At 58.4% G+C, this 25,403-nt stretch carries 32 protein-coding genes and 1 pseudogene; 22 read left to right on the forward strand and 11 right to left on the reverse strand.

All coding sequences use genetic code 11. The features are described 5' to 3' along the window. Positions 1 to 31 precede the first annotated feature (31 nt). The gene (locus CB0101_RS11330; RefSeq protein WP_010311388.1) at positions 32 to 415 is read right to left on the reverse strand and encodes a MerR family transcriptional regulator; all 384 of its coding nucleotides are present in this window, start codon (positions 413 to 415) and stop codon (positions 32 to 34) included. A gap of 59 nt (positions 416 to 474) precedes the next feature. Between CB0101_RS11330 and CB0101_RS11335 the strand changes: the two genes are divergently transcribed. Genes CB0101_RS11335 through CB0101_RS11345 form a run of 3 tightly spaced genes read left to right on the forward strand, consistent with a single transcriptional unit; the run spans position 475 to position 1,702 of the window. Continuing rightward, complete coding sequence (locus tag CB0101_RS11335) at positions 475 to 1,185, forward strand: DUF305 domain-containing protein (protein WP_010311385.1); 711 nt, start codon at positions 475 to 477, stop codon at positions 1,183 to 1,185. Between the two features lie 8 nt (positions 1,186 to 1,193). Next, positions 1,194 to 1,412 carry a DUF3721 domain-containing protein gene (locus CB0101_RS11340; RefSeq protein WP_010311383.1) on the forward strand — a complete coding sequence of 73 codons (219 nt, stop codon included), beginning with the start codon at positions 1,194 to 1,196 and terminating at the stop codon, positions 1,410 to 1,412. Positions 1,413 to 1,417: 5 nt separating this feature from the next. Next, entirely contained in the window at positions 1,418 to 1,702 is a 285-nt protein-coding gene (locus CB0101_RS11345) for a hypothetical protein (protein WP_010311381.1), read from the forward strand. A 364-nt stretch (positions 1,703 to 2,066) separates the two neighbouring features. Here the strand turns inward: CB0101_RS11345 and CB0101_RS15425 are convergent, their stop codons facing one another. Then, a complete protein-coding gene (locus tag CB0101_RS15425) occupies positions 2,067 to 2,225 on the reverse strand; it encodes a hypothetical protein (RefSeq protein WP_010311379.1) in 159 nt (52 codons plus the stop codon). Positions 2,226 to 2,353: 128 nt separating this feature from the next. Beyond that, positions 2,354 to 2,515 (reverse strand): hypothetical protein, encoded by a 162-nt coding sequence (locus CB0101_RS15430; RefSeq protein WP_010311376.1) that lies wholly within the window; start codon positions 2,513 to 2,515, stop codon positions 2,354 to 2,356. A 127-nt stretch (positions 2,516 to 2,642) separates the two neighbouring features. On the opposite strand from CB0101_RS15430, the gene CB0101_RS11350 reads away from it, so the two are divergent. From CB0101_RS11350 to CB0101_RS11370, 7 genes are all read left to right on the forward strand, one after another. Continuing rightward, on the forward strand, positions 2,643 to 3,209 hold the full coding sequence (locus CB0101_RS11350; protein ID WP_010311374.1) for a recombinase family protein: 567 nt from the start codon (positions 2,643 to 2,645) through the stop codon (positions 3,207 to 3,209). An 89-nt stretch (positions 3,210 to 3,298) separates the two neighbouring features. After that, the gene (locus tag CB0101_RS11355) at positions 3,299 to 3,499 is read left to right on the forward strand and encodes a hypothetical protein (RefSeq protein WP_010311372.1); all 201 of its coding nucleotides are present in this window, start codon (positions 3,299 to 3,301) and stop codon (positions 3,497 to 3,499) included. A 45-nt stretch (positions 3,500 to 3,544) separates the two neighbouring features. Then, the gene (locus CB0101_RS15435; RefSeq protein ID WP_010311370.1) at positions 3,545 to 3,712 is read left to right on the forward strand and encodes a hypothetical protein; all 168 of its coding nucleotides are present in this window, start codon (positions 3,545 to 3,547) and stop codon (positions 3,710 to 3,712) included. 171 nt (positions 3,713 to 3,883) lie between these two features. Continuing rightward, positions 3,884 to 4,249: an AbrB family transcriptional regulator gene (locus CB0101_RS11360; protein ID WP_010311368.1), complete on the forward strand. Its 366-nt coding sequence runs from the start codon at positions 3,884 to 3,886 to the stop codon at positions 4,247 to 4,249. Positions 4,250 to 5,003: 754 nt separating this feature from the next. Beyond that, positions 5,004 to 5,189: a hypothetical protein gene (locus CB0101_RS11365; RefSeq protein ID WP_010311365.1), complete on the forward strand. Its 186-nt coding sequence runs from the start codon at positions 5,004 to 5,006 to the stop codon at positions 5,187 to 5,189. A gap of 31 nt (positions 5,190 to 5,220) precedes the next feature. After that, positions 5,221 to 5,364, forward strand: coding sequence for a hypothetical protein (locus CB0101_RS15440; RefSeq protein ID WP_010311362.1), 144 nt, complete (start codon positions 5,221 to 5,223; stop codon positions 5,362 to 5,364). Positions 5,365 to 6,163: 799 nt separating this feature from the next. Beyond that, a complete protein-coding gene (locus tag CB0101_RS11370; protein ID WP_010311360.1) occupies positions 6,164 to 6,346 on the forward strand; it encodes a ribbon-helix-helix protein, CopG family in 183 nt (60 codons plus the stop codon). Positions 6,347 to 6,413: 67 nt separating this feature from the next. Here CB0101_RS11370 and CB0101_RS15765 read toward each other — a convergent pair whose 3' ends face one another. The 6 genes and pseudogenes from CB0101_RS15765 to mscL form a co-directional block, all read right to left on the reverse strand. Next, positions 6,414 to 6,611 (reverse strand): hypothetical protein, encoded by a 198-nt coding sequence (locus tag CB0101_RS15765; protein ID WP_010311358.1) that lies wholly within the window; start codon positions 6,609 to 6,611, stop codon positions 6,414 to 6,416. Between the two features lie 616 nt (positions 6,612 to 7,227). Next, positions 7,228 to 7,728 (reverse strand): cation transporting ATPase C-terminal domain-containing protein, encoded by a 501-nt coding sequence (locus tag CB0101_RS11380; protein ID WP_136644104.1) that lies wholly within the window; start codon positions 7,726 to 7,728, stop codon positions 7,228 to 7,230. Between the two features lie 27 nt (positions 7,729 to 7,755). Continuing rightward, a pseudogene (locus tag CB0101_RS11385) lies at positions 7,756 to 8,863 on the reverse strand (IS3 family transposase). A 42-nt stretch (positions 8,864 to 8,905) separates the two neighbouring features. After that, a complete protein-coding gene (locus tag CB0101_RS11390; RefSeq protein ID WP_246833753.1) occupies positions 8,906 to 11,140 on the reverse strand; it encodes an HAD-IC family P-type ATPase in 2,235 nt (744 codons plus the stop codon). Between the two features lie 364 nt (positions 11,141 to 11,504). After that, positions 11,505 to 12,323: a class D beta-lactamase gene (gene blaOXA, locus CB0101_RS11400; RefSeq protein WP_371413629.1), complete on the reverse strand. Its 819-nt coding sequence runs from the start codon at positions 12,321 to 12,323 to the stop codon at positions 11,505 to 11,507. Positions 12,324 to 12,441: 118 nt separating this feature from the next. Next, a complete protein-coding gene (gene mscL, locus CB0101_RS11405) occupies positions 12,442 to 12,819 on the reverse strand; it encodes a large conductance mechanosensitive channel protein MscL (protein WP_010302940.1) in 378 nt (125 codons plus the stop codon). A 171-nt stretch (positions 12,820 to 12,990) separates the two neighbouring features. Here mscL and CB0101_RS11410 point away from each other — a divergent pair, with 171 nt between their 5' ends. Next, positions 12,991 to 13,638 (forward strand): HD domain-containing protein, encoded by a 648-nt coding sequence (locus CB0101_RS11410; RefSeq protein WP_136644106.1) that lies wholly within the window; start codon positions 12,991 to 12,993, stop codon positions 13,636 to 13,638. A 360-nt stretch (positions 13,639 to 13,998) separates the two neighbouring features. On the opposite strand, the gene CB0101_RS15445 is transcribed toward CB0101_RS11410, so the two are convergent. Then, the gene (locus tag CB0101_RS15445; RefSeq protein ID WP_010311326.1) at positions 13,999 to 14,172 is read right to left on the reverse strand and encodes a hypothetical protein; all 174 of its coding nucleotides are present in this window, start codon (positions 14,170 to 14,172) and stop codon (positions 13,999 to 14,001) included. 82 nt (positions 14,173 to 14,254) lie between these two features. Here CB0101_RS15445 and CB0101_RS11420 point away from each other — a divergent pair, with 82 nt between their 5' ends. The 6 genes from CB0101_RS11420 to CB0101_RS11445 all read left to right on the forward strand — a co-directional run bounded on the left by CB0101_RS11420 (position 14,255) and on the right by CB0101_RS11445 (position 19,186). Continuing rightward, complete coding sequence (locus CB0101_RS11420) at positions 14,255 to 14,950, forward strand: response regulator transcription factor (RefSeq protein ID WP_136644107.1); 696 nt, start codon at positions 14,255 to 14,257, stop codon at positions 14,948 to 14,950. Between the two features lie 95 nt (positions 14,951 to 15,045). Then, positions 15,046 to 15,672, forward strand: a complete 627-nt coding sequence (locus CB0101_RS11425) for a hypothetical protein (protein WP_136644108.1) — start codon at positions 15,046 to 15,048, stop codon at positions 15,670 to 15,672. A gap of 389 nt (positions 15,673 to 16,061) precedes the next feature. Beyond that, a complete protein-coding gene (locus CB0101_RS11430) occupies positions 16,062 to 16,796 on the forward strand; it encodes a hypothetical protein (protein WP_010311321.1) in 735 nt (244 codons plus the stop codon). A gap of 363 nt (positions 16,797 to 17,159) precedes the next feature. Further along, complete coding sequence (locus CB0101_RS11435; protein ID WP_029553120.1) at positions 17,160 to 17,519, forward strand: hypothetical protein; 360 nt, start codon at positions 17,160 to 17,162, stop codon at positions 17,517 to 17,519. A 308-nt stretch (positions 17,520 to 17,827) separates the two neighbouring features. Continuing rightward, a complete protein-coding gene (locus CB0101_RS11440; RefSeq protein WP_168187978.1) occupies positions 17,828 to 18,301 on the forward strand; it encodes a hypothetical protein in 474 nt (157 codons plus the stop codon). 105 nt (positions 18,302 to 18,406) lie between these two features. Continuing rightward, complete coding sequence (locus CB0101_RS11445) at positions 18,407 to 19,186, forward strand: hypothetical protein (RefSeq protein WP_136644109.1); 780 nt, start codon at positions 18,407 to 18,409, stop codon at positions 19,184 to 19,186. 9 nt (positions 19,187 to 19,195) lie between these two features. Here the strand turns inward: CB0101_RS11445 and CB0101_RS11450 are convergent, their stop codons facing one another. After that, on the reverse strand, positions 19,196 to 19,549 hold the full coding sequence (locus CB0101_RS11450; protein WP_010311310.1) for a hypothetical protein: 354 nt from the start codon (positions 19,547 to 19,549) through the stop codon (positions 19,196 to 19,198). Positions 19,550 to 20,029: 480 nt separating this feature from the next. Between CB0101_RS11450 and CB0101_RS11455 the strand changes: the two genes are divergently transcribed. The 5 genes from CB0101_RS11455 to CB0101_RS11475 all read left to right on the forward strand — a co-directional run bounded on the left by CB0101_RS11455 (position 20,030) and on the right by CB0101_RS11475 (position 24,566). Next, complete coding sequence (locus CB0101_RS11455; RefSeq protein ID WP_010311308.1) at positions 20,030 to 20,710, forward strand: hypothetical protein; 681 nt, start codon at positions 20,030 to 20,032, stop codon at positions 20,708 to 20,710. A 544-nt stretch (positions 20,711 to 21,254) separates the two neighbouring features. Further along, the gene (locus CB0101_RS11460; RefSeq protein ID WP_136644110.1) at positions 21,255 to 22,049 is read left to right on the forward strand and encodes a hypothetical protein; all 795 of its coding nucleotides are present in this window, start codon (positions 21,255 to 21,257) and stop codon (positions 22,047 to 22,049) included. A 1,382-nt stretch (positions 22,050 to 23,431) separates the two neighbouring features. Continuing rightward, the gene (locus tag CB0101_RS11465) at positions 23,432 to 23,689 is read left to right on the forward strand and encodes a hypothetical protein (protein WP_010311297.1); all 258 of its coding nucleotides are present in this window, start codon (positions 23,432 to 23,434) and stop codon (positions 23,687 to 23,689) included. Positions 23,690 to 23,868: 179 nt separating this feature from the next. Beyond that, positions 23,869 to 24,105 carry a hypothetical protein gene (locus tag CB0101_RS11470; protein ID WP_010311295.1) on the forward strand — a complete coding sequence of 79 codons (237 nt, stop codon included), beginning with the start codon at positions 23,869 to 23,871 and terminating at the stop codon, positions 24,103 to 24,105. Further along, a complete protein-coding gene (locus CB0101_RS11475) occupies positions 24,102 to 24,566 on the forward strand; it encodes a hypothetical protein (RefSeq protein ID WP_010311294.1) in 465 nt (154 codons plus the stop codon). Before CB0101_RS11470 ends, CB0101_RS11475 begins: the two co-directional genes overlap by 4 nt. The last annotated feature ends 837 nt before the right edge of the window (positions 24,567 to 25,403 follow it).

Consider the following 25,403-nt stretch of genomic DNA (forward strand, 5'->3'; position numbering starts at 1 on the left):
CGGCTCCAGCCATCGGTTGGCCGATCCAAGATCAGCGACCTCCGCAGGACTGCCAGCTGGCAAGCATCGTCTGCAGATCCGATTCCAAGGTCTGCAGATCCTCGATGCGGCTTTGGATCTCGCCAAGCTTGCCGCGGATCGTGGCCTGCAGATCAGCGCAGGTGCACACCCCGGAGCGGCGCGCGCTGAGCACGCCATGAACCGCACTGAGGGGAAGATCCATCGCCCTGAGGTTGCGAATCAGCGCCAGCTCGGCGAACACGCTGTGATCAAACAGGCGGTAGCGCCCCTCCGATCGCGATGCAGGCTGCAGCAGGCCTTCATCGCAATAGAAGCGAATGGTTTTCACCGGCACGCCCGAGCGCTGCGCCACCGCACCGATCTTGAGCAGCTCAACATCCGCCACTGCACCCATCAACCTCTTGACTCTCCTCCTACAGGAGACTGCATCGTAGGTGGACTGTGAAGCCGGCCATGCGCCACCTGTTTGCTCTCGCGGCAACTGCCGCCCTGCTCGCGCCGCCTGTTCTGGCTCAATCAGGCCATGAACACCACCACCACGATCACGGCCAGCACGCCACTCCGATGCCGGCAAGCGGCGCGAGCGACCACGGCGACCACACCAGCCATGGCCATGACGTGGGCCCAGCCGGAAGCACCTACGACCTGCGTTGGATCGACGCGATGGTGCAGCACCACACCGGCGCGCTACGCATGAGTGAGTTTGTGTTCAACGTGGGCTCACCGGGGGTGGGGGCTCTGGCGAACACGATTTGGAACGAGCAAGCCCGTGAGATCAAGGCGATGGGTCAATGGCGCAAGGCCTGGTATCCCCAAGCGCCCGTTTATCCAGTGACACTGCCCCCCGGCGGCAACCCCAACAGCCTTGCGGCGCTGCGGCGCATGTCGTCTGCGCAGATCGAAGCGATGCAGATGGCTGGATCGGCACCGAGCACCGAAACACGCGTGAACTGGTTCCTTGAGGGGATGCTCGAACACCACGGCGGAGCCTTGCAGATGGCGCACGACGCCCTGCGCAAGAGCCGCAACCCCACGATCCGCCGTCTGGCGCGGGAGATCATCGTGGCCCAGCGGCGCGAAATCATCGAGCTGCGGCGCATGCTCCGCTACGACGGCCTCAATAAACCGGCCTACACCAAGTACGACGCACTGTTTTCCCTGTGAATCAGCGTGTGCGTCACCGTTCAGCCCTCGCCGCTGTGGCCATCTGCCTGGCATGGCTGTTCAGCCCTGAGGCCGGCTGGTCCCACAGCAGAGGTCTCTACGTCACCCAGGCGGAGGCCGAGCAGCGCGCCAAACAGCTGGGCTGCAAGGGTGTGCATCAGAACAACGGTCAGTGGATGCCCTGCAGCGATGAGGCGATGTTGCATAAAGAACTGCGGGAGGAATGAGGCCGATGTCGCGATCTCTCACGCAGCGAGCCCGACGGCTGCATCAGCTCCTGGTTCCCCTGGCCGCTGCGCCACTCCTGCTCACCGCAGCCAGCGGATCGCTCTACAGCCTGTTGCTCGAGCAGGGAGTTGATGCCTTCTGGCTGCTGAAGATCCACACGGGCCGATTTGGACCGTTGAATCTCCAGCCCTACTACTCGATCCTGTTGGGCTTAGCCACGCTCGTGGTGATCGTCTCCGGAGTGGGGATTCTGCTAACGCGCCCACGACGATCCATGAGCGAGCGGTAGAGGCAGGCTCGGTCTTGAGTCGTGGCGCGTTCCTCTAAACAGGAGGCGCCCGGATGGACGACACGCCACCCCGCTATCTGTCAGAAGCACGCTGACTGCAGGCCCCTGCTCCAATAGTCTTCACCCAACCGTGGGCCGGTCGTTCAGCCGGGCAAGAGGAAGGTCCTCAACCTGTGCGCCTGACTGATCGACACTCCGTTTGCACCGCCACAGGTGCCCCAGGAGAGCAAAAAACCCACACCTGGAACGTTCGGCCCCAGGCGCCAACGCCAGCAGCTTCGACCATCTACAGCCATTGGACTGTTGATTGGTTCAGGACCCCCGGGCATTGCTCGGGGGTTTTTGATTGCCTGGCCGTTTTTGCTTAGAGCTGTTCGCCTGGTTCCGGTTTCACCAGCGCCAACCTGCAGCCGGGATAGAGCTCCTGGCCAGTTTCCAGCGCTTCTTCTTTGCTGTTGGCTTCGATCTGAACGGTTGTTGTGGCGTCAGCCGTCTCGACCACCAGTTCGTAGAGCAGCCCCATGGCACCTAGGCATCTGATCCCGTCGTAGCCAGGCCTGGTGTGGCGGGTGGATGCAGGGTCATTGGTGCAGCGAAAAGCCCCGGGCCGTCACCCAGGGCTCTTGATGGCTGGCGGAGTGGGGTGGGGTGTCAGCTCTTGCTCGCCCGCACCTCCCAGAACGCTGCACCGAGGCTGTAGCTGGCGAGGCCGCTCTGCTGCTCATAACTCTGGCGGGCCTTGAGTTGGCATTCGATTTCCTTGCAGTCGATGGAGTAGCTCCACTGCTTGCGGCCGGGGCGGCGGTTGAGCACGAGATAAGGGTGATCTTGTTTTCCTTAAAATCTTGTTCAAAAACCCGTTCGGTCGCTCAGTTCGAGTGCGACCGCAAAACGAACGGCAGTAAAGTGGTACAGGCGCACCAGAGACGGTTGAGACGGGGTGGGACGGTCTGTCGGTTACGCCAGGGTCAGTACTGAGGGACAGACCCTCGAGCAGCAGTTCGCCGTTCTGAGAGAGGCCGGCTGCGAGGAGGTATTCGGCGAGAAGGTCAGCAGCACTGTCCCGGCTTTCAAACGGCAGCAGCTTCAGGCGGTACTCGTCTCTCTACAGAAGGGGGACACACTGGTGGTCTCCAAGCTCGATCGCCTGGGGCGAACACAGAGTGAGGTGGTGGCTGGGCTTGCAGAGCTTCAGGAGAGGGGAGTCTTCGTCAGGACGCTGGACGGTCTCCTCAATACAGCGGCACTCGGGAAGATGGCGCCTCTAGTCGTCGGACTACTCACCGGACTCTCCGAGGTGGAGCGGAGCCTGATTCAGGAAAGGACCAGGGAGTCGGTGGAGCACCGTCGGAGGACTGGCGGGAAGCTCGGAGGAAGACCGCTCTTGTCTGCAGGGAGAAGAGAGCTGGTGAGGCGGCTGAGGGGAGAGGGGAGGAGCTATCGGGAGGTGGCGGAGGTCTGTGGCATCTCAGTGGCTACCGCGCATCGGTATGGGAAGAAGGCGTGAATAGAAAGTGAGTGACCATGGCTCACCATCTGGGTTCTTTTCATAAGGGCCCTCACGCTGCGCCCATAGGCGGCGGTCACTGAAGCCTGGTGATCGGCTGGGATCCAGCCAAGCGCCAGTTCCTGATGCATGACCCCAACGGGGAAGCCGATCTGGTGAACGGCGGCTACGTGAACACGTCCATTGGCGGCGGAGCGGGCCAGCGCTACTCCGAGCGCAACTGGGGGCGCCGCTGGATGGTGGAGGGCGCCGGCAGCGGCTTGTGGATAGAGATCAGCCCAAGGAGCTGACGTGCCAAAGCGGGGAACACTTCCAGCAGTTGCTCCAGATCACCTATGACCTTCACTCCCGCCATGGCGACCATCCCCCTGCACAGCGATCACCATGTGCGGCTCGGATTGGAAGCCCAGTTGCGCCAGTGCTGGGCGATGTACAACGCTCTGCCTACAGAAGCCAACCGTTATCAACTGGTGCGGTTGGAGCGCTTGCTGCAGAGCCTTTGATGGCATCAAGCCCACAGGGGGTGTTACAACCAAGCCAGAGCAGAGGATGACGACTGCTTGTTCAAGGAGGTCTGAGGAGGCCTCCTTTTTTAGTGGCATCAAAAGGTGGGATGAATCTGGAGATCCATCACTGCATTTGTTACTGTCCGTGCAGCAATCTCCTTCCCCAACATGCTGACCGGTTCTGACCTGCTCGCCAAAGTGAAAGAGCTGGGCGATGTGTCCAAATCAGACCTCGTGCGCAGCTGCGGCTACGTGAGCACCAAGAAAGATGGCGGCGAGCGCCTGAATTTCACCGCCTTCTATGAAGCCCTGCTGGAAGCCAAAGGTCTGAGCCTGGGCAGCGATGGCGTGGGCCGGGGCAAGGGTGGCCGCAAGCTCAGCTACACCGCCACCGTGCAGGGCAATGGCAACCTGTTGATCGGCAAGGCCTACACCGCCATGCTCGACCTCAAGCCCGGCGATGAGTTTGAGATCAAGCTCGGCCGCAAGCAGGTGCGCCTGGTCCCCGTGGGTGGTGTGGACGAGGAGGAGTGAGGCTCTCTCTGGGCATCATGCGTATCCATTCCACGAGCTGGCGGTGAACGCTCAGCGAGATCAAGTGTCGATCTGGTGCTCCTGAACGCAGCACCCCGCTGAGCGCCAAGCCCCCCTTACTCAGCTACTTCTTAGGACCCTCGGCCTAGGTGCCGGGGGTTTTTTATTGCGACACGATGTTCGGGAAGAGGAACCGTTGCGCAGCCACAGCTCATCACCAATCGGCGTAACGTGAAATTGAGGGGAGGAGCGGGAACCACCCCGACACCTCTGCCTCCAACAGAGTCCGGCCAGGGATCACCCGAGCCGGTGCGCACAACGGAGGTGCGCTCGACATGCGTCCAACACCAGCACAAACCTTGTCCTCGATGGCGCGGCGTGAGCGCCATCCCGTAGAGCTTGAGTCATATGCCACCCACAAACTCCCCACCGTCAAAACCTGGGCTGCATAACCCAGGCGGAGTGAACAACTGAGCAGGCCAAGCCTTGAGCATCTCTGCTCAGTGCCGTCACTCGGCCCTTCGATCCCTGCCGCGACACGGCAGGGAGACAACCACGGGGACAAACCCATCGTGATCGTTGAACCACAGGCACCCGACCGGAGGGCATCCCAACTGCCAAGGTGACCATCCGCAACCGGTGATAAGGCGCCCGCTACGGGGCGCCTTTTTGATGGATTCCGCTAGCTGATCCGCAGCAAGGCCCGCCTCGGTGGAAAACAGAGCCTTGGATGAACGCAGCGACGCGATCGACGATGTCTGCCACTCATCACCAGTTCAAGCCGGAGTCAGACCCGGAGAACGAGACGACCTGGGAACCCGATGAGGAGCGCAAGCTCGATCACAAGCAAACCCATACCGATCAGGCAGAAGAACCCGACCATGGGCGCCATGCGATCGATCGCTCTAGGCCTTCGAGCTTCGTGCGCAAGAACCGCTGATTTCGGATCAGACCGGTGACGCATTGAGCAGTTGGCCAACCTCGTTAATGGCGAACTCCAGAACGGCGTCTGGCAAGCGGGGGACAAGGGTACTGATGGCGGCAGCGGTGCGATCAAGAAGATCGACGTGCGAGAGGCCTGGCGACAGATGTTGAGCCAGGCGAGCCTGCTCTAAGCAAGAAACTGTCAGCAAGCGAATGTCGATGAGATCGGCCATAGGGGCTGAAGTCAGTACAACCACGCTATGAACACTGCACATAGCAGTGCATCTACCTCTATACAGCAGAACTGCACCGCCAAGACACCTTTTGTGCAGCGCAATGTTGAGGATCTAGAGAAACTAACGAGCTCAAGTCGCGCAGCACGCTACACCCTTGCCCTGACAAAGGTGTATCAGCCTTGCTGCAGCGCATTAGCAACAAACACGGCCACCGGAATCCGAGAGCAACAAGCGAAGGAGGCTTGGCTCAGGAGTCGTGATCGCTCCCCGTTGGCCGGCGCTCAGAATCACCGAGACAGCCGGCGGCCCATCTCGCCTTCAGAGCAAATCGCAAAACCGAATAGAAGAAGCGATAGGTGCCCTTCGATTCATCTCCCAACAAGTCACCCAAGGCATCCACTCTGTTCCTCCTGCCTAGAACCAGGCTCCAAGCCCGATTCCCTGCCCCTCCGAGCAGGAGCAACCATGGAGCCCCAAGGCCCTCGATCGCAGGTTTAGTGCTTTTGCACTTTGCTGCAAAAGCACTAAATGTAGAAAACAGCGCCTCTTAGTAGCATTTCGCATGAACTGCAAACACGTAAATGGGGTGTGTCACAATCACGCTGAGTGACAGGAATCACCTGGCACTAAAGCTGCTTGCCTTGCAAAAGAATGAGAAGATCAACGTCTTAGTGCAAGAAGCACTTGTTGAATACCTCAAACGAGAAGGGGGATTTGATCTTTACATCGAAAGTCAGCGCCCGGAGGATCCTGCATGACAAGCGAATTTCCCTCAGAGCAGCCATACAAACTCGATCCAGAAAAATTCCCGAAGACGCTCTCGATTGACTTACCAACTGAACTAGCCGAGCATTTTCAGAGGCTTGCCCTGAAGACCGGCCGATCCATCGACGAATTAATCCTTGAAGCCCTAGACAAGGAGCTAGGCGAATATTAGCCGCAATCAACTCAAGGGCAATGACGGCAATTGCCACCATTGCCCCAAGGCAAGCCAGGATCCTGATCTACTGATCAACGCCGCGCTCAAGGATAAACGCGGCAAGGTTGCTGAGCGAGCGGCCTTCTGAGCTGCTTCGTGCCAGAAGCTTTACGAGAACTCCATGGGGAATCGTGATGGTAATGCGCTTGGTAGAGCTAATGCTCTGTATATTCTGGGCGAGGTTCGAGAGAGACACGATACGCGTGCGGTGCATGCCAAGCATTGCACATCAGAATAGACATGAAGGTTACAGCGAAACGTTCTCATTAGCTATTGGCGCCTTCAACATGGGCCTTGCGTTCGATGACTTCGGCGAGTCATGCCAGCCGAAGCGATCAAGACAGCAACAGCTGCCCATCTGTGGACTTGAGACAGGGGGTCACGTCACAACCACCTCGGGCTTGATCAGAATTTGATTGGAACGAGCCTGGCTTCCACCGAAGAACAAGCTCATGAGTTGAAACTATCAAGGCTTCATCACCAGCAAGAGCCGAGAACTGATGAGTGCTGCAGGGTGATCCGACCGATGCAGAGCACTCATGCCTGGGATGAAGTCACCCATGAGACGAGTCTGCGCTGTACAAGCGCCAGCGAGAGCAGGATCTCAAAGAATTGATCCATGCAGGCTGTCATCAGGGCATAGAGGAGATCCACCCAAAGTGATGCTCGATGATCCTGGCAGGATGCAGTATTTCTACCTTGTCTGGCACAATCAACGTGCAACCTCAAGATCCACTGCGGATCCCTGCTCATCACTAAAGCCAGGATCATACCTAGGCCTTGCATCGACGGAATTGTCTTACAAGCAGATCCTCAGGGTATTGAGCATGGGCAGAACCTCAAGGAACGGCAATTTCTGGATCAAGTCTCTGAGCCACACTAGCAACAGGGAGCATCAAGATTATCGGAATCATACACAAGCCAAATTGCTCGATGCTAAGTGGATGTGTACCAAAGAAGCGATTCATCCAGCTGCTCTGGCTGAACACCATCTGAACGATCAGCGTGGCGACGATCCCGAGTGGCACAGCAGGTGCTTGCCGCCAGGAGAGCCAAGTAGTTCTGCGGAGCATTGACATCAACGAACCCCAGTGACTGACCTTCACAAGGTATACAAGATGTGCTAACACCAAGCCCTGGACAGCCATCGTGCGAGCCAACGCCAGATCACCAGTTGTTCTTTCGGCCCAGAAAAAGAGACCAAAGATCACAACCCAGTTGTAGAACGACACCAAAACCACTCGCCGGATCAAAGGAGGACTGAGGAGTGGCTGACCAGGCGACCGCGGTGGTTGATGCATCAAGGCTTGAGACGGTGGTTCTGACGTGACCCCCTTCATTGGTCCAGGCGCAATGAGAGTGGGTGGTTATGCAGCAGCTGGTTGAGCTGCCTCCAGGGGCGTACGCCCCTGGAGGGCTGAATGCGGCCTCAAGGTGTTGTACTCCCAGCGCCAGCGATCAGCCAAGGTTTGGGCCTCGCTCACGGTGGTGAACAGCTCGGTGTTCAGTAACTCATCCCTGAACCGGCTGTTGAACGACTCGGCAAACCCGTTCTGCCACGGTGATCCTGGTTCGATGTAGGCCGTGGTGGTGCCGCTGTTCTCGCTCCAGCGCTTGAGGGCGTGGGCGATGAATTCGGGCCCGTTGTCGCTGCGGATGAACGCTGGGGCTGGGTAGAGGCTGGTGAGCTCCTCCAGCACCGCCACGACGTCTCTGGACTTGCAGCGCCTGCCCACCCGGATGGCCAGGCAGAGACGGCTGTGCTCGTCGATCACGTTGAGGAACTTGAGCCGCCGGCCATCGGCCGTGGCGTCGAATTGGAAGTCCATCGCCCAGACCTGGTGCGGGTGCTCAGCCTGGTGACGTCGCACCGAGCCGTCAGCCGGGCGTGCCCTCTTCTGCTTGCGGGGGTGGGCCGCTGCAGGTTCTCCTCGCGCCAGAGCCGGTGCACCCGCTTGTGGTTCACCGTCCAGCCTTCCCGCCGCAACAGGCGGTGGGCCATGCGCCGGCCCCAGCGGATGTGCTCAGCTGCGATTTCGCGGAGACGATGCCTCAGCTTGGCCTCCTCAAGATCGGCGACCTTGCCGACATGGCGCTGGCTGCTGCGGTGCTGGCCCACCAATCGGCAGACCCTCCGCTGGGATGCCCGGTAACGCTCCTGCAGGACTGTGACGGCCCGCCGGCGACGCTCCGGGCTCAGAAGTTTCCCTCAGCGAGGTCCTTGAGCATCGCCTTGTCGAGCTCTGCTTCCGCCAGAAGCCTTTTGAGCCGGGCGTTCTCTTTCTCCAGCTGGCTGAGCCGTTTGGCCTCTTCTGCCTTCATTCCGCCGTAGAGCTGCCGCCAGCGGTGGTAGGTGGGCTGGGAGACCTCGAGAACTCGGCAGGCGTCCGCAACTGTCTGGCCCTGGGCAAGCAACTGGTCAGCCGTTTTGAGCTTGCGGATGATCTGCTCGGGTGTGTGGCGGGTTCGTTTCATGGTGGAGTCCCCGGCCCAGTCTGGCCGGATGAGGACTCTCATTCACCCTGGACCGATTTTTAGGGGCCACGCCAGTTCAAAGGCAAGCGCGAGCGACATAGTGAGCGAACAAACCATGTTTAACCACAACACCTGCAAAGCCGTCACCGGTAAAGGTGTTGCAAGGATCGCGCCCAGCAGGATGGTCATCGAAGCACCACCATTCACCGGCAATACAAAAGCAAGGGTTTTTCGAAGGTTCAGATAGACCGTGCGACCTTCTTCCACAGCTGCTTTGATCGTGGCGAAATTATCGTCAGTCAGCAGCATGTCGGCTGCTTGCCGCGCCACTTCCGTACCGCCATATCCCATGGCGATACCGATATCAGCCTGCTTAAGCGCTGGTGCATCGTTCACGCCATCGCCGGTCATCGCCACCACATGACCGTTGGCCTGCAGGGCGCGAACCAGCTCCAATTTCTGAGCTGGCGCCACCCGTGCAAACACGTTGACCTGCTCCGCCTGCTCCTGCAATGCATCCGGGCTGAGCTCCGCCAACTGTTGCCCATCCAATCCCCTCTGACCATCGCTGATGCCGATCTGGCGCGCAATCGCTAACGCGGTTTCGAGGTGATCACCGGTGATCATCTTCACGGCAATTCCGGCTGCCTGACAGGCCGCCACTGCACTGATCGCCTCAGGGCGAGGGGGATCCTGCATCCCCTGCAGTCCAATAAATCGCAGTGATCCATCGACATGAACATGATCAAGCTGCTCCTGCTCGTAATGGGCCTTGCCAATCGCAAACGCCAAGACCCGCTCTCCTTGGGCTGCCATTGTTGAGACGGCAGCTTCGATCGCCTGACGATCGAGCGGTTCAACCTGGCCCCACTCATCCAGCTGTGCACTGCAACGGGCCAGCACCGCTTCCACAGATCCTTTCAACAGAATCCGCTCACTGCCGTGCAGCGTGGCCATGAACTGCTGCTCCGACTCGAACGGAATCGCATCGCGGCGGGGATGCAGGGCGTGGGCCTGACCATGATCCATTCCCACGGAAGATGCCGCTGCGAGCAGGGCTGTCTCTGTGGGATCACCGATGAAGGCGTTGTCTTCGCTGGGTCGAGCATCGTTACAGAGGAGCCCAGCCAAAAGCGTTTCCTCGATAGCCAGGTTGTGGTGATTAAAACCACGACCCACCCGGACGGGCTCGCCGTTGTCTGGCCACAAATCTTCCAAGGCATACAGCGCGCCCCCCGCATACAGATGCTGCACCGTCATCCGATTTTGGGTGAGGGTGCCGGTTTTATCCGAGCAGATCACTGTGGTGCTACCGAGTGCTTCAACTGCCGGCAGCTTGCGAATGATCGCTCTGCGCCTTGCCATGCGGTTCACGCCAATGGCCAGCGTGATGGTCACAATCGCAGGTAACTCCTCGGGGATCGCGCCTACTGCAAGAGCAATGGCACCATCAAACATCTCGTCGGCGCCGCGTCCACGGGCCACGCCCACTACAAAGGTGAGCGCTGCCATCACCACAATCACCTTGAGCAGGGTGCGGCTGAACCGAGAAAATTGGCGCGTCAACGGTGTGGTGAGGCTGATCTGCTCCTGAAGAGCGGAAGAAATGGCGCCGACCTCCGTGTCATCCGCTGTGGCCACCACAACCCCAACACCTTGGCCCGCAGTGACGAAGGTCCCGGCATAGGCCATACCAATGCGTTCAGCCAGCGGTGCATCAGCTTCGACAGCTGTTGTTCCTTTGGCAACCGGTAACGATTCCCCCGTCAGTGCCGATTCATCGGTATGCAGATTTCGCGTGGTCACCAATCGCAAATCTGCTGGAACCTTGACCCCTGCTTCAAGGCGCACAAGATCACCAAGCACCAACATTTCGGAATCGATCCGCTGGGGTACTCCGCTGCGCAACACATCGACATCGGTACGTACTGCCTGCACCAGTGCAGCAATGGCTCCTTCCGCTTTGTTCTCTTGAACAAAGCCGATCACCGCATTAATCACAGTGACACTGATAATGACAGCGGCATCACGCGGATGACCAATCAACGCCTTCACCGCTCCAACAAGAAGCAGCGTGATCAATAGGGGATTGTTGAACTGCCCCACGAAGCGCAGCAACTGGGATGGACCACTTCGCTCCTTCAGGCGATTTGGGCCATCGATAAGGAGACGACGCTGGGCTTCTTGCTCCGTTAACCCTGAACAGCTGTCACTCTCGAGTGACCGCAACACAACACTGCTGCTTTGCGCATGGGCTTGGCCAACGTTCAGTTCCATGCGACAGCGAGGGGGAGCCCTGCCCTAGCGCACCCAAGGTCAGGGCTGAAGCTGCCGCCGCAATCCTCTGCAACATCGCTGAAGCCATGGCCTGAACCGGGTGCTACACGGCCAGAACTCGACTTTTCAGCCGCATGCTTGTCGTTCGTGCTTCGGCTGCTCCGCTTGCCAGGCCCGCTGCAGATCAAGGCGCGTGTGCCGGTAACCCAGTCGCTGCGCCGCCAGGATCAGCTCATGGGAAGGGGGCCCAGACACCCTCACCATGCCAAGGGTTTCTGGGGTGCGCCAGGTTCCGTAGACCACTCTCCGACAGAACCAGAGTCAGCATTGAGACAACCAGGCGCACAAGCGTGCAGGAATTGGATCAACGTGCCGCCTTCTGATCATCAACAGGCAACACTCCCAACAGCTGCAGGCTGCGCCGACCTAATTGCTCACGCTTGGGGGCATCGTCACTGCCCTTCATGGCGATGTTGAGCGCAAAGGGAGTGATGCGATCGCCCTTTTGCACCCAACCCACCCACCAGCCCACACCGGCGCCGGGAGCGTTCTGCCAGCCGGTCTTGGCGTGCAGGCTCCAGCCAGGGCCGCCATCGATGCGCGTGATCTCAGCCACCTGCTGCTGGGCGACCACAGGGAACGGCAACGTGCGTTTGGCCAGGCGCTGGAGGAATTGGGTTTGCTCAAGGGCACTGATCACCAGCGGCCCGCGCAGCCAGAAGGTGGTGACGTCATCACCGATCTTCACATTGCCATAGTGCAACTGCTGCAGGGCGATTTGCATGCGCTGCAACCCAATCCGCCGGGCCAGCTCCTGATACAGCGGCACATTCGACACCTTGATCGCGCCGCGCATCCCCATCGGCGCTAGCCACTCGCGCATGAACGGGTTGGGATCACCCTTGTAAGGAATCAGCTCATCGGGGTTGGCCACTACCCCAAGCGAGAGGGCGATCAGGCTATTGGGGATCTTGAAGGTGGAAGCAGGAGAGAAGCGCTGCTCTGCACGCAACCTGTTGTGCCCGCGCCACAGGTTTTTGCGCTCATCCAGCACCACGAACGTGCCCTCCACACCAGCCTTCTCAAACAGTGGTTGCAAGCGCGCTTCCTCTCTCCAGGTGAGCGCAGCAGCGGGTGTGACGTGGATCAGCGTGAGGGCTACACCAGCCAGCAAAGACCGCAAACCACCTGCCATTCGTGTCCTCCTGATGCAGGCATTGTGGCCATCGTTCCTGATCAAGGCATGAGAAAACAGACCGCCAGACCGGATTCGCTGGGGAGAGAACGACACCGGGCCTGGTTCAGAGCTGGCGGCGATCCAGGGCATCCGCCAAGCGCGTCACCGCTGCGGCCAGTTGGGCCTGAGTGTCGGGTGGCGCAACGGCTTCTTCCTTGCGCCGCAGGGCTTCGATCGAGCGCACGATCAAAAACACCACAAATGAAATCACCAGGAAATTGATCGCTGCTACCAGCACCTCACCGGCTGGCCAGCTGGCAATGGCGTCAACGTTCGCCGCCTTGAGAACAGGTTGCAGCAATGAATCCATCACCAAAGTCACCACCGCATTCACCACCTTCCCGAAGGCCCCGCCGATCACCACGGCCACAGCCAGATCAACCACATTGCCGCGGTTGATGAAGGCTCGGAAGTCAGTCAGAAAGTTGCGTGTGCGGCTCATGGCGTGTCGTGTGGCTGCTTGGCCGGGAATCGGAGCTCATGATGCCGGCGCGATCCGCTGGCGCTTGAGATCTGCAACCGGGTTTGCGGCTGGATGGAGCTGCCTTGAGCAGCGCACAACCAAAAACCAGCCAGGCCGCCGCAGGATGGAGACCCATCAGCCAAGGCTTCGATGAGTGTGAGCGCCCGCTACGGGGAAGCCCTGCTCTGGGCTGAGCAGATCCACCGGAACCAGCGCCGCAAAGGCAAACCCATCCCCTACATCTCCCTCCTGATCAGCGTCAGCGCCCTGGTCTGGGAAGACGGCGGCACACAAGATCAAGCCATTGCCGCCCTGCTGCATGACGCGATTGAGGACGCCGGCCAGAGCCACGCCTCCATCGCCGAACGCTTTGGCAGTGCCGTGGCCGACATCGTGCGCGATTGCACCGACACCAACGGCACGCCTGGTGGAGGGGAGAAGGAGCCCTGGCTACTGCGCAAGACCAGCTACATCGCCTCTCTGGAGCACAAGCCTGAGGCCTCGCTGTTGGTGACAGCGGCCGACAAGGCCCACAACGCCGGCGACATGGTGCTCGATGCCCGCCGCGATCCCGCGATGTGGAGCAAGTTCAACGCGGGGCTGGAGGGATCGGCCTGGTATCTGCTGCGGATGCATCAACAGCTCAAGCACCGCCTACCGGGGAGCCGTTCGGTGGAACGGCTCGGTGAGGCGTTAAGTGAGGTGCTCGCCAGCGAGAGCTACCGACGGATCGTGCCCGACGGGCTCGCTCCTGCCGTGTGGGCAGCGGGGTACGCGGAGCGCCAGGCGGAGAGATGAAGAGCGAGGTTCAGCGGCTCGCTTCAGCAGGTCCTTGAGGCTCCAGCTGCTCCTCCTGCCACGCGCGCTGCAGATCAATGCGCGTGATCCGGTAGCCCAGTCGCAGTGCCGCCAGGATCAGTTCCTTGCGGGAGCGGCAGTGCTTGAGGGCGCGCTGCAGGGCTGAATTCCGCTTCCACGTCGGCCACGAAACGCTCCAGCTCTGACCGGCTCTGGGAGAGGAACCCTGGATCTCTCACCATGCCAAGAGCCTCTGGTGCGCGCCAGGTTCCGCAAATCACACTCCGCCAAAACCTGCGTCAGCACTGAGAAAACCGGCCGCCAGACCGGCCGGCGTGAGGCGGAACCTCCAGAGGTGGCTCAGATCACGGAGACCGTGGTGCCCTTTGGGCCCTGGAAATGCCGGGCCATGGCATGGGCATCTTCTGCAGGAATGAGGCGGAGCTTTTTGACGGGCTTACCGCGGCGCCCGATGGGGGTGGTGATCCGCTCATGGCCATAGGCCTTGATGCCATCGGAGTCAGGGCAGAGCATTGCGAACAAGCCCGTTATGTTCCCGATCAAGAGGATGCCGTGGGTTAGTCAGCAAGTATCAATCCCCTCCACGATCGCTTTCATGGTGCCCTTCACCCCTCTCGACAACCAGGTCCTCTGGGACGTCAGCCCCGCCCTCGATGCCACTAAGGGCTTCTCCTTCGTCTTCGGGAGCAACGCCCCCTACGAGGCCTACCTCTTCGTCCTGAACTTCAGGCAGCTGGGTGCCCGCAACCTCCTGGGCGCCGGCTGCACGGAGAAGGAGGTGGAGGACCTTGTGGACTCCTCACCCGGCCCCACACTGCTCTTCCTGGTGGACGGCATTGGTCGGGACTGCGGGGTGGGGCTGGTCAGACGACTGAAGGAGAGGAAGCCGGACACGAGGGCAACACTCCTTGTCAACTCTCAGGTGGCCTACGCGCACAACCCCGCCATTCGAGACGTCTACGACGGAGTAGCCGCAGGGGGAAGCCTGGGTCGCGGTGGAGTCCTGGAGTGCGTCCTGGCCGTGACCAGGGGTGAAAAGTACTTCGACAGGCTGCTCCTAGCGACAGACCCCGAAGGCAGTCGCTCCGCCTGGAACGACCTGAACCAGAGAGAGAGGGAAATCCTGCCCCTGCTCGCCAAGGGGAAGAAGAACCGGGAGATCGCCGCCGAGCTCTTCATCGCCGAGACGACCACCAGGGACTACGTGAGCTCAATCCTGAGCAAGCTCCAGGTCAGTAACCGAGCTGCAGCGGCGGCATGGGCGATAGAGCACGGGTTTGTAGGGGGCTGAAGAACCCGACGAAAGTCGGATGAAACTCGTTACACCATTCAAATATAAATCGTAAGTCCCAAGAGGACAACATGTTAACCAAGGGTTCATTGCAAATGTCCAACAATCTTTCAGATTATGATGATCGCCTCATCGTTGTAAGGGGAAGGGTGAAAGAGCTCATGGGGGATAATAAATCTGGCTTTGACTGCGTCTTTACCGACTGCGTCTGGCAGCCCATTGGGAAAGCTGACAGGCCGCTAGCAGAAAGCCCATTAGGAACAAGCAGAAATATCCTAGCAAGAATTGGAAGAGAGGAGATCTTCAGGTGGAAGCTGGATAATCCTGGCGGGCCGATGGATCGAAAGTGTGAGTATGTCTTTGATGTTGTAGTAAGAGATGGGGCTTTTGTTGGTCTTGACCGGGTCCGGGATTGGAGGTTGGCTAGTCCTTTGATTGGAGAGCTCAAGTGGCTAAGGAAAAGCCACGAGGGTGTGCCACCACAAGAAGCTTTTAATGAACTCACCCGTTTCGTTGCTTCTGCATTTGGGTGTCCGCATTTCAATTCGGTAGGAGCAAAGGTTCCTGTTAGAACAATTCAAAAGGTGCTTGAGCGTGCTTGTGATGAATACGGCAGAGAGCTTGCGCAAAAGATTGTCAAAGAACAAGCTGTCTCTGGTATTGGCTTTGCTCGTGGCAGTGCTATGGACCAGCTTATTGGGAATCTCTTGCGTTCATCCTGATGGCGAAACCTGGCAATACGACCCTGGGCTGTACTAGCCAAAGACCTACTATTTGCCGGGCCAAATGGGAAAGGCCGACAGCAGTTGACGACAACCACATCCTCGTTTAAGGATGTGGCCCAAAGCGAGTGAGATTGCTTCAGAAGGGTGATTGCCCGAGCCAATCAGTCTGCTAAGGCTTTGATTCTATCGGGATCGACGATCATCCTTTCTGTGTGGTCGAGAAAGGAAGTGTATTCGGCGGGAGAGAGCCGGTGCCAAACCCGACGAAAGTCGGATGGAATGCTCGGCGAATCAGGCGATTCTGAACGGGTCGAGGGAACAGTCTTCGACGTTTAGGTCTGAGTTGGTGGAGTACGAGCTCTCGTTTGAGTGTTTCGTGCTCTGACATGACTCAGGCAGCTGAGTTGGCCAGGGCCAGCCATCAACCATCAACCCAAAACATCAATGGAGAGTGCAAAGTGACAGTCACTTCTTACGGCGAGACCTACAAAGAGGAAGCACTTCGAGCCCTGAGGTTCCTCGTGACTGAGCTGACGGAGCCTCAAAGGGCCTACCCCGACGAAACCTACGACTTCTGGGAGGCTGGACTGGGGTACGTCGATCAACTATTGGTTTTGTGTGGGTCAGGCGACACCAGGAGCCTCTCTTTGTTCGTCAAGCAATTCCTTGAAGCTGTTAAGGAGTTGCGGCAGCTCGAGGAGGACGAGGATGGGTGCGAGAGCGTAAGGGCTGAGACGCTGTGGCCATTTTGGATTGCGTCGGACAGGGTGAACGACGAGCTAAAAGAGTTCGAAGACGACCAGGGCGTTTCTGCGCCGCCCTCTGAGGCACGGCTGAAGGACATGTTGTGCTCACAAGTTGTCGGTCTAAAAGCTGTTTACGAGGACAGTCGGGATCTCTTCGTCAACAACGGCGAAAAGGCTGAAATTGAGTTGGAGGTCTTGTGTATGCGCTCTAGATCAACCAATAACAGCCTTAACGGTTATCCGGGGATGGAAGAGCTCAGCGCGAGTTTCGCCATTTTTTATGAGGCCATTGAGTCCCTGCGGGAGGTGGCACCTGAAAGCAGGGCCGCTGCCATTGAGGCGATTGATAGAGCCTTCAGTGCTGTTGTCGTCTGAGTCAATCAAAGCCAACCAACAGTCACAGGGAAAACACATGTGGCAAAACACTTTCTGGCCAGAGCTGCGACGATCGGCTGACTTAGTACTCCCTGATCGAGACTTCTCTGAGTGGAGAAGAGCTTCAGTCTCGACTTCAACTTGAGAGCAACCTCGGCTCTGAAGAGGAGGAGGAGGTCGATGGCAAAGACAGCAGCCTGAACTGCAAGCTTTTCAAACTCGACCTCCCGGACTAGTCGGAACACAAAAACGAAGCCTTCGCTTTCGACACGTTCCTCAATGAAAAACCACGAAGTTGCTAATGGGAAATAGGAAGCTCAATGGCTGAGTTAATAGACACACCCAACCAAGAGGAAAACTAACGTGGTCACCACAGTGTGCGACACCACTTACAAGGAAGAAGCACTCCGAGTGCTGAGAAACCTCCTCACATACGTGGGAGAGGCGTGGCGGGCCCACCCGGACGAGACGTATGACTTCTGGTCGGCTGGTCTGAGGTACGCCGACGAACTGTTCGGTCAGTACGAAGGCCTAGGCCCACAGGCTGAGGAAGCCGACACCCTCGACCTCTCCTCAGCAGTCAACGACCTCCTCGAGGCACTTGAGGAGTTGAGGGACCTTGAGGAAGACGAGGAAGGTTGTGTGAACGTCAAGACGGAAAACGTCGCGGCCTTCGAAGAGGCTCTCGACGAGGTGAAAGAGGAACTGGCGAAGTTCGACTGAGAAGGCCAACTCAGTCCAGAGGCGGCAGTGCTCCTACCGCCTCTAACTCAGCCTCGTAGGCCGCCAAAGCTCGGTCAAGCACTGCCGTCAACGTCGTCGGTTGTTGCGTCCGAGAGTGGTACGCCTGGAGTCGCTCAAGTCGCTTCAGTAGCTCCGGTGGAGCCGAAAACCTCAGCTTCGTCCCGTAGTTGGTCTCCCGAGAGGAGCGTTGTGGCTCGTCGTTGAGTCGAGTTAAGTCCTTCACAGCGGCCTCCTGGGGCCTAGAACAGCTTGTTCAGTACAGCGTACGGACGGAGGAGACAACCACCTTGGAAGACCGCCTTGACCAGCTCGTTAGAAGTCACAAACGGGAGTTCGCCGTCTCCGCAAGGGGAGTCGAAGTGGCAGAAGCCTTCGACCTCAGTCTCCCCGTGGGTCTAGTGCTGGAAGGTAAGGCCGTGACAACCTCGCTCGGCGGTCTACCGACACACCTACCAACGTCGTCAGCGGCGTCCTCCGAGCTCTTCGAGAGGTTTCTCCTGTTAAGGGCCGAGCAGGGCTTCGAAGCGGCGTGGGAAACCCTCGCTAACGGCCCCGAAGGAGAGGAGTGGGCGAGAGTGTGGGACGAGGTAGTCGCAGACAGAAAAGGTGGAGCTGTGCTCACTGCTGACCAACTCACTGGTCTTGTTGTGAAGGCAAGAGCCGGCTTCTTACGAAGCCCAAAGGAGCTTCTGGTAGTCAGTCTTGAGGACGGAGGCTCGGTGGTCTCCACTCTCTGTGAGGCGGGTTGGTTTTTGCGGTGAGTAGGGGGTGTACTTCGCAGTGCTGGTTGCTGTTTAAGGACTGAGAGGAGTTGGGTTGCTCTGACCCTTGGGACTCCTCTCACCCCTAAACACTGAGCAACAAACGTGAAGAAACTCGCAGAGTACTTACAACTTTCAAGAGAAGAGAGAACCGCACACGTTGACCTAAGCACGGCGTGTGTTCTGGACGGAGTAAAAGGCGGGGCGAGGCAGAAAGCCGGCAGAAAGGCCCTCCTAACTCTTTTAGGTGTTGAAGACGACGTAGCAGACTGGCGTACTGAAAAAGTGTGTTGCGCCCACCTCTGTGGGCACCACAGTAAAAACGGTTGGTGTACAAACCCACTACACCTGTACGTAGGAACAGTTTGGGAGAACGCCCACGACACACCGGAAGTAGTACGAAAAGAACGCTCAAGGAAAGCCTCAGAGGCAACACACAGAGAGAAAGACGAGAACGGAAAGTCGGTGAACGGGGTGAAAGCCGCTGAGCGCCTACACAGGGAGAAGAACGAAGAGGGGAAGTCAGTCACCGCTGTGAAAGCCGGCGAAGCCGCAACCAGAGAGAAGAACGAAGAAGGGAAGTCGGTAAACGCGGTTAAGAACGGAAAGAAAGGCGGGAAGAAAGGCGCTAAGACTACAAACAGTCTGCTTTGGGTCTCACTTCACGACGGGTTTGTAGGCAACGTTGGAAACGTTGCGTACCACAACGAGGTGGTAGGAGCTGAGAGAGAGTACCGAGTCCAGCTGGCTAAGGACGAAGTAGAGAGCTACTCCCCGCTTTTTGAGAGCTTCGAGTACACAACTTTCAGGTCTAGCGGTGCCGCTGTAAAGAGGACGGGACGGAGAGTTCCGGAGCCCGCCGTAGAGGAACTGCGAGAGCGCTGACGACTACGACTACGCAGGGTCTAGGGAGGGCTGAGCGGAGTTGAGCTCCACCTGAAGGTCGTCCAGTCGGCGGTCCTCCTCCGTGCGCGGGAACTCAGTCCTCTCGACCAGGCGAAGCGCTGGCACCGCGAAGTCACCCCGCTCAGACGCCTCACAGAAGAGGGCGAACAGGGCGTTGGAGACGGTGTGTACCGCCAAGTCCTGAGCCCAAGCCCACTGCTTGTAGAGCTCGGCGGAGTGGTACTCGCCTCTCTTGCCTGCGTCCAGGGCCTGCTGTTCGAAGTTCTGAACGGAGGTCTTAAGGGCTTTCTTGGCCAGCTCAGAACACAAGTTGAGAGTGGTCAAGTCGACGGGTTTGGTCACGTGTGGTCCTCGGTTGGGTCCTAGTTCGGCGGCGGTTGCCACCTGTTGGTACTACACAGTGTTTTGAGGGAAAAGAACACAGGGCCTTGGTCCAGTTCGTGAGTGGTTTCAGAGACTGGAGGGTCGCTAAACTAGCTCTAGGTAAAACTCCTTGTGAGGGAGAAAGAACGTGGTTCGAGAGAACGAGAGAGAGTGGCTCGAAGCCTGTTGGAGGGAGCCGTGGAAAGGCAACTCCTACTGTGTGGAGACCGAAGCGGAACGAGTACTTGAGAAGAACTTCAAGCGGACCTTCGCACTTCCAACAGCAAAGTCCCACGCCAGGTGGCTTCAGGACAAACGAAGTGCTGTTAGACCTTAGGACTTCTTTCTAGAAAAACGTAAACAGACCACCACCGGCCTGGTGGTCAACTTACGCTTCTCAGAAAACTGGTTTACCTCCAGCAGGCGCAGCTGTACTAACTACGGAGGGTCAGCTCAGCGGTGGGCACGGCTCTCCTAACACCGCAACTTGACAACGTGTACACACACTACAGAGAGGGCTTCAAAGCTCTCGAACAAGCCGCAGCAGTCGCCGAGACGTTGTGCGACGTGGCTGTGGAGCTTGGAGCGAGTCCGACGGGACTGAACTCCACAAACGCACTTAAAGCAGTCCTCAAAGCTGCGAGGAGAAGTGCCAGCCTTGACGCAAAGGCTGAGGACCTGGGCTACACCTCGGTAGAAGTGGCGCTCAAAGCACTGGGACAACGCCGACCCTCTCGGCTACCAGCGCTCTACGACGTGGCACCACCGCACTGGGTCCAGCCAGCACGACTCCAGAGAGTCAGGGACGGACTGAAGGAGCGAACCTACAAAGTTCCGGCAGTCACCCCCAAACAGGCACAAGCCCTACTGAGGGGCGTCCGCCCACTCCTTGAGCAGCTGTACGAACTGTGGGACGAAGACGACGGCTTCCACCACGTTGAGACGGCCTACAAGGACCTCAACTACGAGGACTTCGTACGTGAAGTCCACCTCGCACTGTTTGAGGAAGTCACTGGCGAAACGAGTCAGCAGCTGGTTGAGGACGAGCCAACAGCACCACCGACAGAGGAGGCGGGGCTGCTAACAGCACTCAACTCGTTGGCGCTACCAACCGACTACGGAGTGGGAGCACTTAGGTAAGAGAGGCCGCCTTCGGGCGGCTTTCTTCCTTAGGACACCTTTTTAGAAAAAGCGTAAACAGGCCACCACCTGGGTGGTGGTCCGCTTACGAAAGTCAGAGAACGAACCAGGTCGGGTGTTGATTTAGGTCCAAAAGTTGCGAGAGTTTTTAACGGCTCACCACCTCTTAGGGACGACTACAAACTTCCCCCATGTTTGCCTGTCTTCGTGGAGAGAAGTGTTTACTCAAAAAAGCCGGAAAGAAATGGAACTAAGTCAGAGAGAAGTGTCCACCAGTTAGACGCAAAGGAGCGCTCGGTGGCTGGGGCGCAGTAACCCTCACCACCTCAACTTCGGCGCCTCTGGTGGCCACGGAGAAGCCTCTGGTGGCTCACCCGCCGTACAACTCCAGAGCCAAGTTTCGCTAAACTGTTAAAAAGAAGAGAACGACTTGAAAAGCACACACTACCTCGGTCACGTACTCCGCTTGTACGAGAAAGACTTGTTGGCTCCAGGAGACCCCGATTACGAGTGGAACCAGGCTCACAGCCCAATACCGAGCTGTATGGGTGGAACTCAGACAGTCCCTCTTGTGAGAGGACATCACCTGATACACGACCTGTACCAGTCAGAGGACTTCGGACGTTGTTGTGTTTTCTCGTCAGATGTCAGAGACTTCTTGGACAGGGAGGGCTTCTTATGTGAGAACTGGTTCGAGCTCTATGACCTCCTTGAGAAGTGGTCAGTGATAGGAGCTAAGGCAGGCGGACAGGCCACATACGAGAAAGGAGTTGGTGTATACGACTCAAGTAACAAAGACAGAGTCCGAGAAGGCAACCGACAAGGAGGCAGTGCTGGGATCAAGATGAAGGTTGGAGCCCACGCTCCGGGCGTCAGTCGAAAGGGTGGGCTGAAGACGGTTGAGCTGAGGACTGGAGTACATGACCCGGCGAAACGTCAGAAGGTGGTAGAGGGAGGCCGTATAGGCGGTCTGACATCAGCCGAGAGAGGAGTTGGAGCCCACATACCCGAAATGAGAAGGAGGGGAGGACATAGAACAACAGAGCTGAGAGTCGGTATTCACGCCCCAGGAGCGGCCAGCCTGGCAGCCAAGAAGACAGTGGAGATGGGAGTCGGCCTTCATGACCCAAAGAACAGGGAGAAAGTGTTGGCAGGAGCCAGGAAAGGGGCCAAGGCCTTACACAGGAAGAGAATCTGTCTGTCTACTGGCCACATATCGAACCCAACAGGCATGGCCAAGTACCAGAGAAGCCGACAGATACCGAAGTACCTGTGGGCCTCACTGGACGGAAAAGAAATAGCCTCTCAGCTCGCTCTGTTGGGCTTGGCAGTGATCTAAAGGTCAGTCGATCTCCCAGAGCTCTAGCCCAAGAAGACAGAGACCAGCAGCACGCCTCAGAGCCGAGGAGGCGGCCGTCTCAATCGGTGGAGCGAAACCAGCGTGACTCAGTGGCTCGGAGGCCACGGCATCCCACGAGAGAACACCATCCGAACAGGGGACTGTGAGACGACCAGTGACAGAGACCCACTCGCCGATCTCAGACACAGAGACCAGAGTCCAGGACCAACCCGGAGCCCGGTGGTGGAGACACCGACAAATCACCGGCCAGGGGAGATAGGAGATCTCCCTACCTCCCTGGCGGCGAGTCCTGACGTGACGACGATCGACCGGACGGGAGAGCTCCGTGAGGGTCTCGACGATGGTCCTCACGACTCCAGCTCCCCACACAGGACACGATCGGTGAGGTACTGGGTGGCCTCCTCGAGGGTGAGGACCTGAAAGAGGGGACGACCCCCTCTAAATGCCAAGAAGTGACAGTTGACTGGGCAGTAGATCAGGGCCAGATCAGTCCCCAGAACAACCCACTGGTTGTGGCCAACACGGCGCCAGACGGGCGATTTCATCGTAGTCAGAACGGGATGTCCTGACGGCTCACCCAACTGGTGAAGGCAGGTCGTTCGTCATCAGTGATGAGGCTGGGGTCACCCGTACGAGCAGCATCCCTCCAACGATCGAGATCCTCCCGGCTATCGGGGTGGTTGGGACCGACCTTCTCGACGAACTGGGGGACTCTCCGACAACGGAGAAAGAACTTGGGGTCGCCACGCTCAGCGACGAGCTGACGACGAGCCTCGAAGGCCTGTGTAGCCGTCTTAAACTCGCCGAGTTGTTCGTAACCGCCACCCTCTCGCTTACGCAGGACGGCGTAGGTGAAGGGTCCTTCGACTCCGTTCTCGGAAACCCACTCAAGCGACCACAGTCGATGCTCCTTAAGGTCCCGAACAAAAGCTTCTTGTTCGAAGAGAGGTGCCACTGGAAACCTCCTTGGTGTGTGGCTGAGAGGAGCACTCGCTCCTGTTAGGACTTAACTCAGTAGTGGCATCTCTCGAACACTGGGCCCTAGCCCAGTTCGGCGAACTGGCTCAAGGCCTGGTGTCTTATTCGAAGGAATGAGCGCTTATCCGGCAAAGCCCGGGTAAGAACTGGAGGTACACCATTTACCTGAGAGAATTGAGAACACGAGACACGGTCGTAAGCGCCAAGGTGAGTGAACACATGGCACGACAACTCGACAGGCTGGTCGCCCTCAGACAGGCCGAACAGGTCGAGGGACCACTCCGTCGGAGGAAGAAATTCACTCAGAGTGATGCTGTGAATCTCGCCCTGACCCAGTACCTGAAGGAGGAACTCCCGTGAGTAGCCCAACTGAAGCGAAGCTGGTGAGCCTCCAGCGCCGCCTCGATAGGACACTGGAGGAGCTCGGCGAGTACGTCGAGGAGGTCCGGCAGAACGGAGCCCCACGGGACTACAAGGATCTGGTCTCCCTCTACACCACCCTGATCACTCAGGAGCGTCGCTTCGCCCTGAGTCAGATGTACCTCTCCGAGCCCCTCGCAGCAGCGGCAGAGCGCCTGGTTGAGAACCCTGAGGACTCGTACGCAACCTCGGAACTCACCACTCTCCTGAAGTCGGTGTGAGGTCACAGTGTTCAGATCACCGAACTTGGAAGCGGCCAGGGCGAAACGGAATGGTGGCTGGGAGGGCTACGTCCAGCGGGAGAAGACCGAGTCGTGGCTGCGCTCCAGGGGCTTGACACCACCAAACACAGCGGACGGGTGCTGGGAACTCGTCCTGAACACACTCACTCAATCATTACTTGGAGACAGCTGAGATGGCATGGAAGAGCTTGAAGCAGGGTGAGGAGTTGGCCGAAAGCCTCCTCAACACCGACGAAGACGACGGGACCAACAACGGCAAGCAGGAGGTCGACAGCACCAACACGGCGCACGTGCTCATGCAGCTGAAGGAGAGGGCGAATCTCAAACCACTGAGAGAGCGGCTTGAGGAGAGCGAATCTGCAGCCAAAAAGCGCCGGCAGCAGCGACGGTCATGAGCGTGGAAGACTTGGAATTCGAAAGACTCATCGACGAGATCCTCGGAGGTGAAGACGATGAGGAGGAAGAGCTGATGATACGGATGGCAGAGGCGAAGAGGACGTGGGGTCAGGCGCTGAACGTCGCCCTAACCGAGCGCCCGCATCTCATCAACAGGAACTTCATTCAAGGCGATCAGCTTCTGGTCTTCGACGAGGCGAGTGGTCGTCTTGAAGAAGTGGCGTTGTGGGATCTCCCGCTGCGATTCCCGATCGATGAGAGGTGGGTCGATTCGGACTTCGGGAAGGTGCTCCGGTTGAAGTTCGCCGGCTACCGTCAGTCGATCGTTGCTCACGCCCTTGCTCGTGAGAATGACGAAGCTATGCCACTGTGTTCAGCCGTCGTTCTTGTGATCCCGGCGGATGAGAATTGGGCATACAGCTACATCGAGGTGAGGAGAAGAGCCGTGGCTACCATTTAGGCGACAGACAGGGCAAGATGTGGCCAGCCTCGAGAACTGGCTCCAGCCCCCCTATTTCTACAGATCTGAGGACGTCGTAGGTTAGAGACTAGATCAGGAATTTAGGAGGTTTCAGATGAAACGTGAGGTAGAGAGTAGGGGGCGAGATGACCGGCAGTACGTGCTCCTCATGGAGCAGTACAAACTCCACCGCCGGAAGGATGGGTTGGGTGCACTGAAATACTTGGACGCAGCGATCGCGCTGGCGGAGGCGGGCGATGTGAGCCAGGACGTCCGATTAGGTGCTGCCTACATCTGAGGGGCCGGGTAAAACCGTAAGACTCAGTGCTGAGATGAAGCGATGGAGGACGGAAGTTACAAGATTTTGGGAAGCAACGGACAACTCCTTGGCTACGTTCGATTCCGATGCGGTTCGGTCGAGACTTTCTCCCCGAACAGGCTGGGAGGGGCAGCCCTCAATGACGTCTACACAACGATCAGCAGTGGTCAGTTGGGTGGTTTCGAGCTGGTCAGAGTGACCGAGAACTCCCGAGAGGGGCAGGACTGGCACGCTTTCTACACCACCAACACGGACAGACGGCGTCAGTGGGAGCTGAGGAAGGAGAGCGAACGGCGTAAGGCGGAGTGGGTTCAGGAGGAATCTGAGAAGAAACCAGGTCGTACGCGACGGACTGTTCAGCTCGCCTGACAGAGATGACGAATTCGGGCGAGGTAAGACTCTCGTTCAACCGAGTCGATCGAGTGGACGGCTACCAACTACATCACACCCTTGAGACACAGGGGGTGTACACCCACAAACAAGGCGATCAGCGATACAGGCTTCAGTTCTTCGGCGAG

The sequence above is a fragment of the Synechococcus sp. CB0101 genome (genome assembly GCF_000179235.2).
GTDB lineage: Bacteria > Cyanobacteriota > Cyanobacteriia > PCC-6307 > Cyanobiaceae > Vulcanococcus.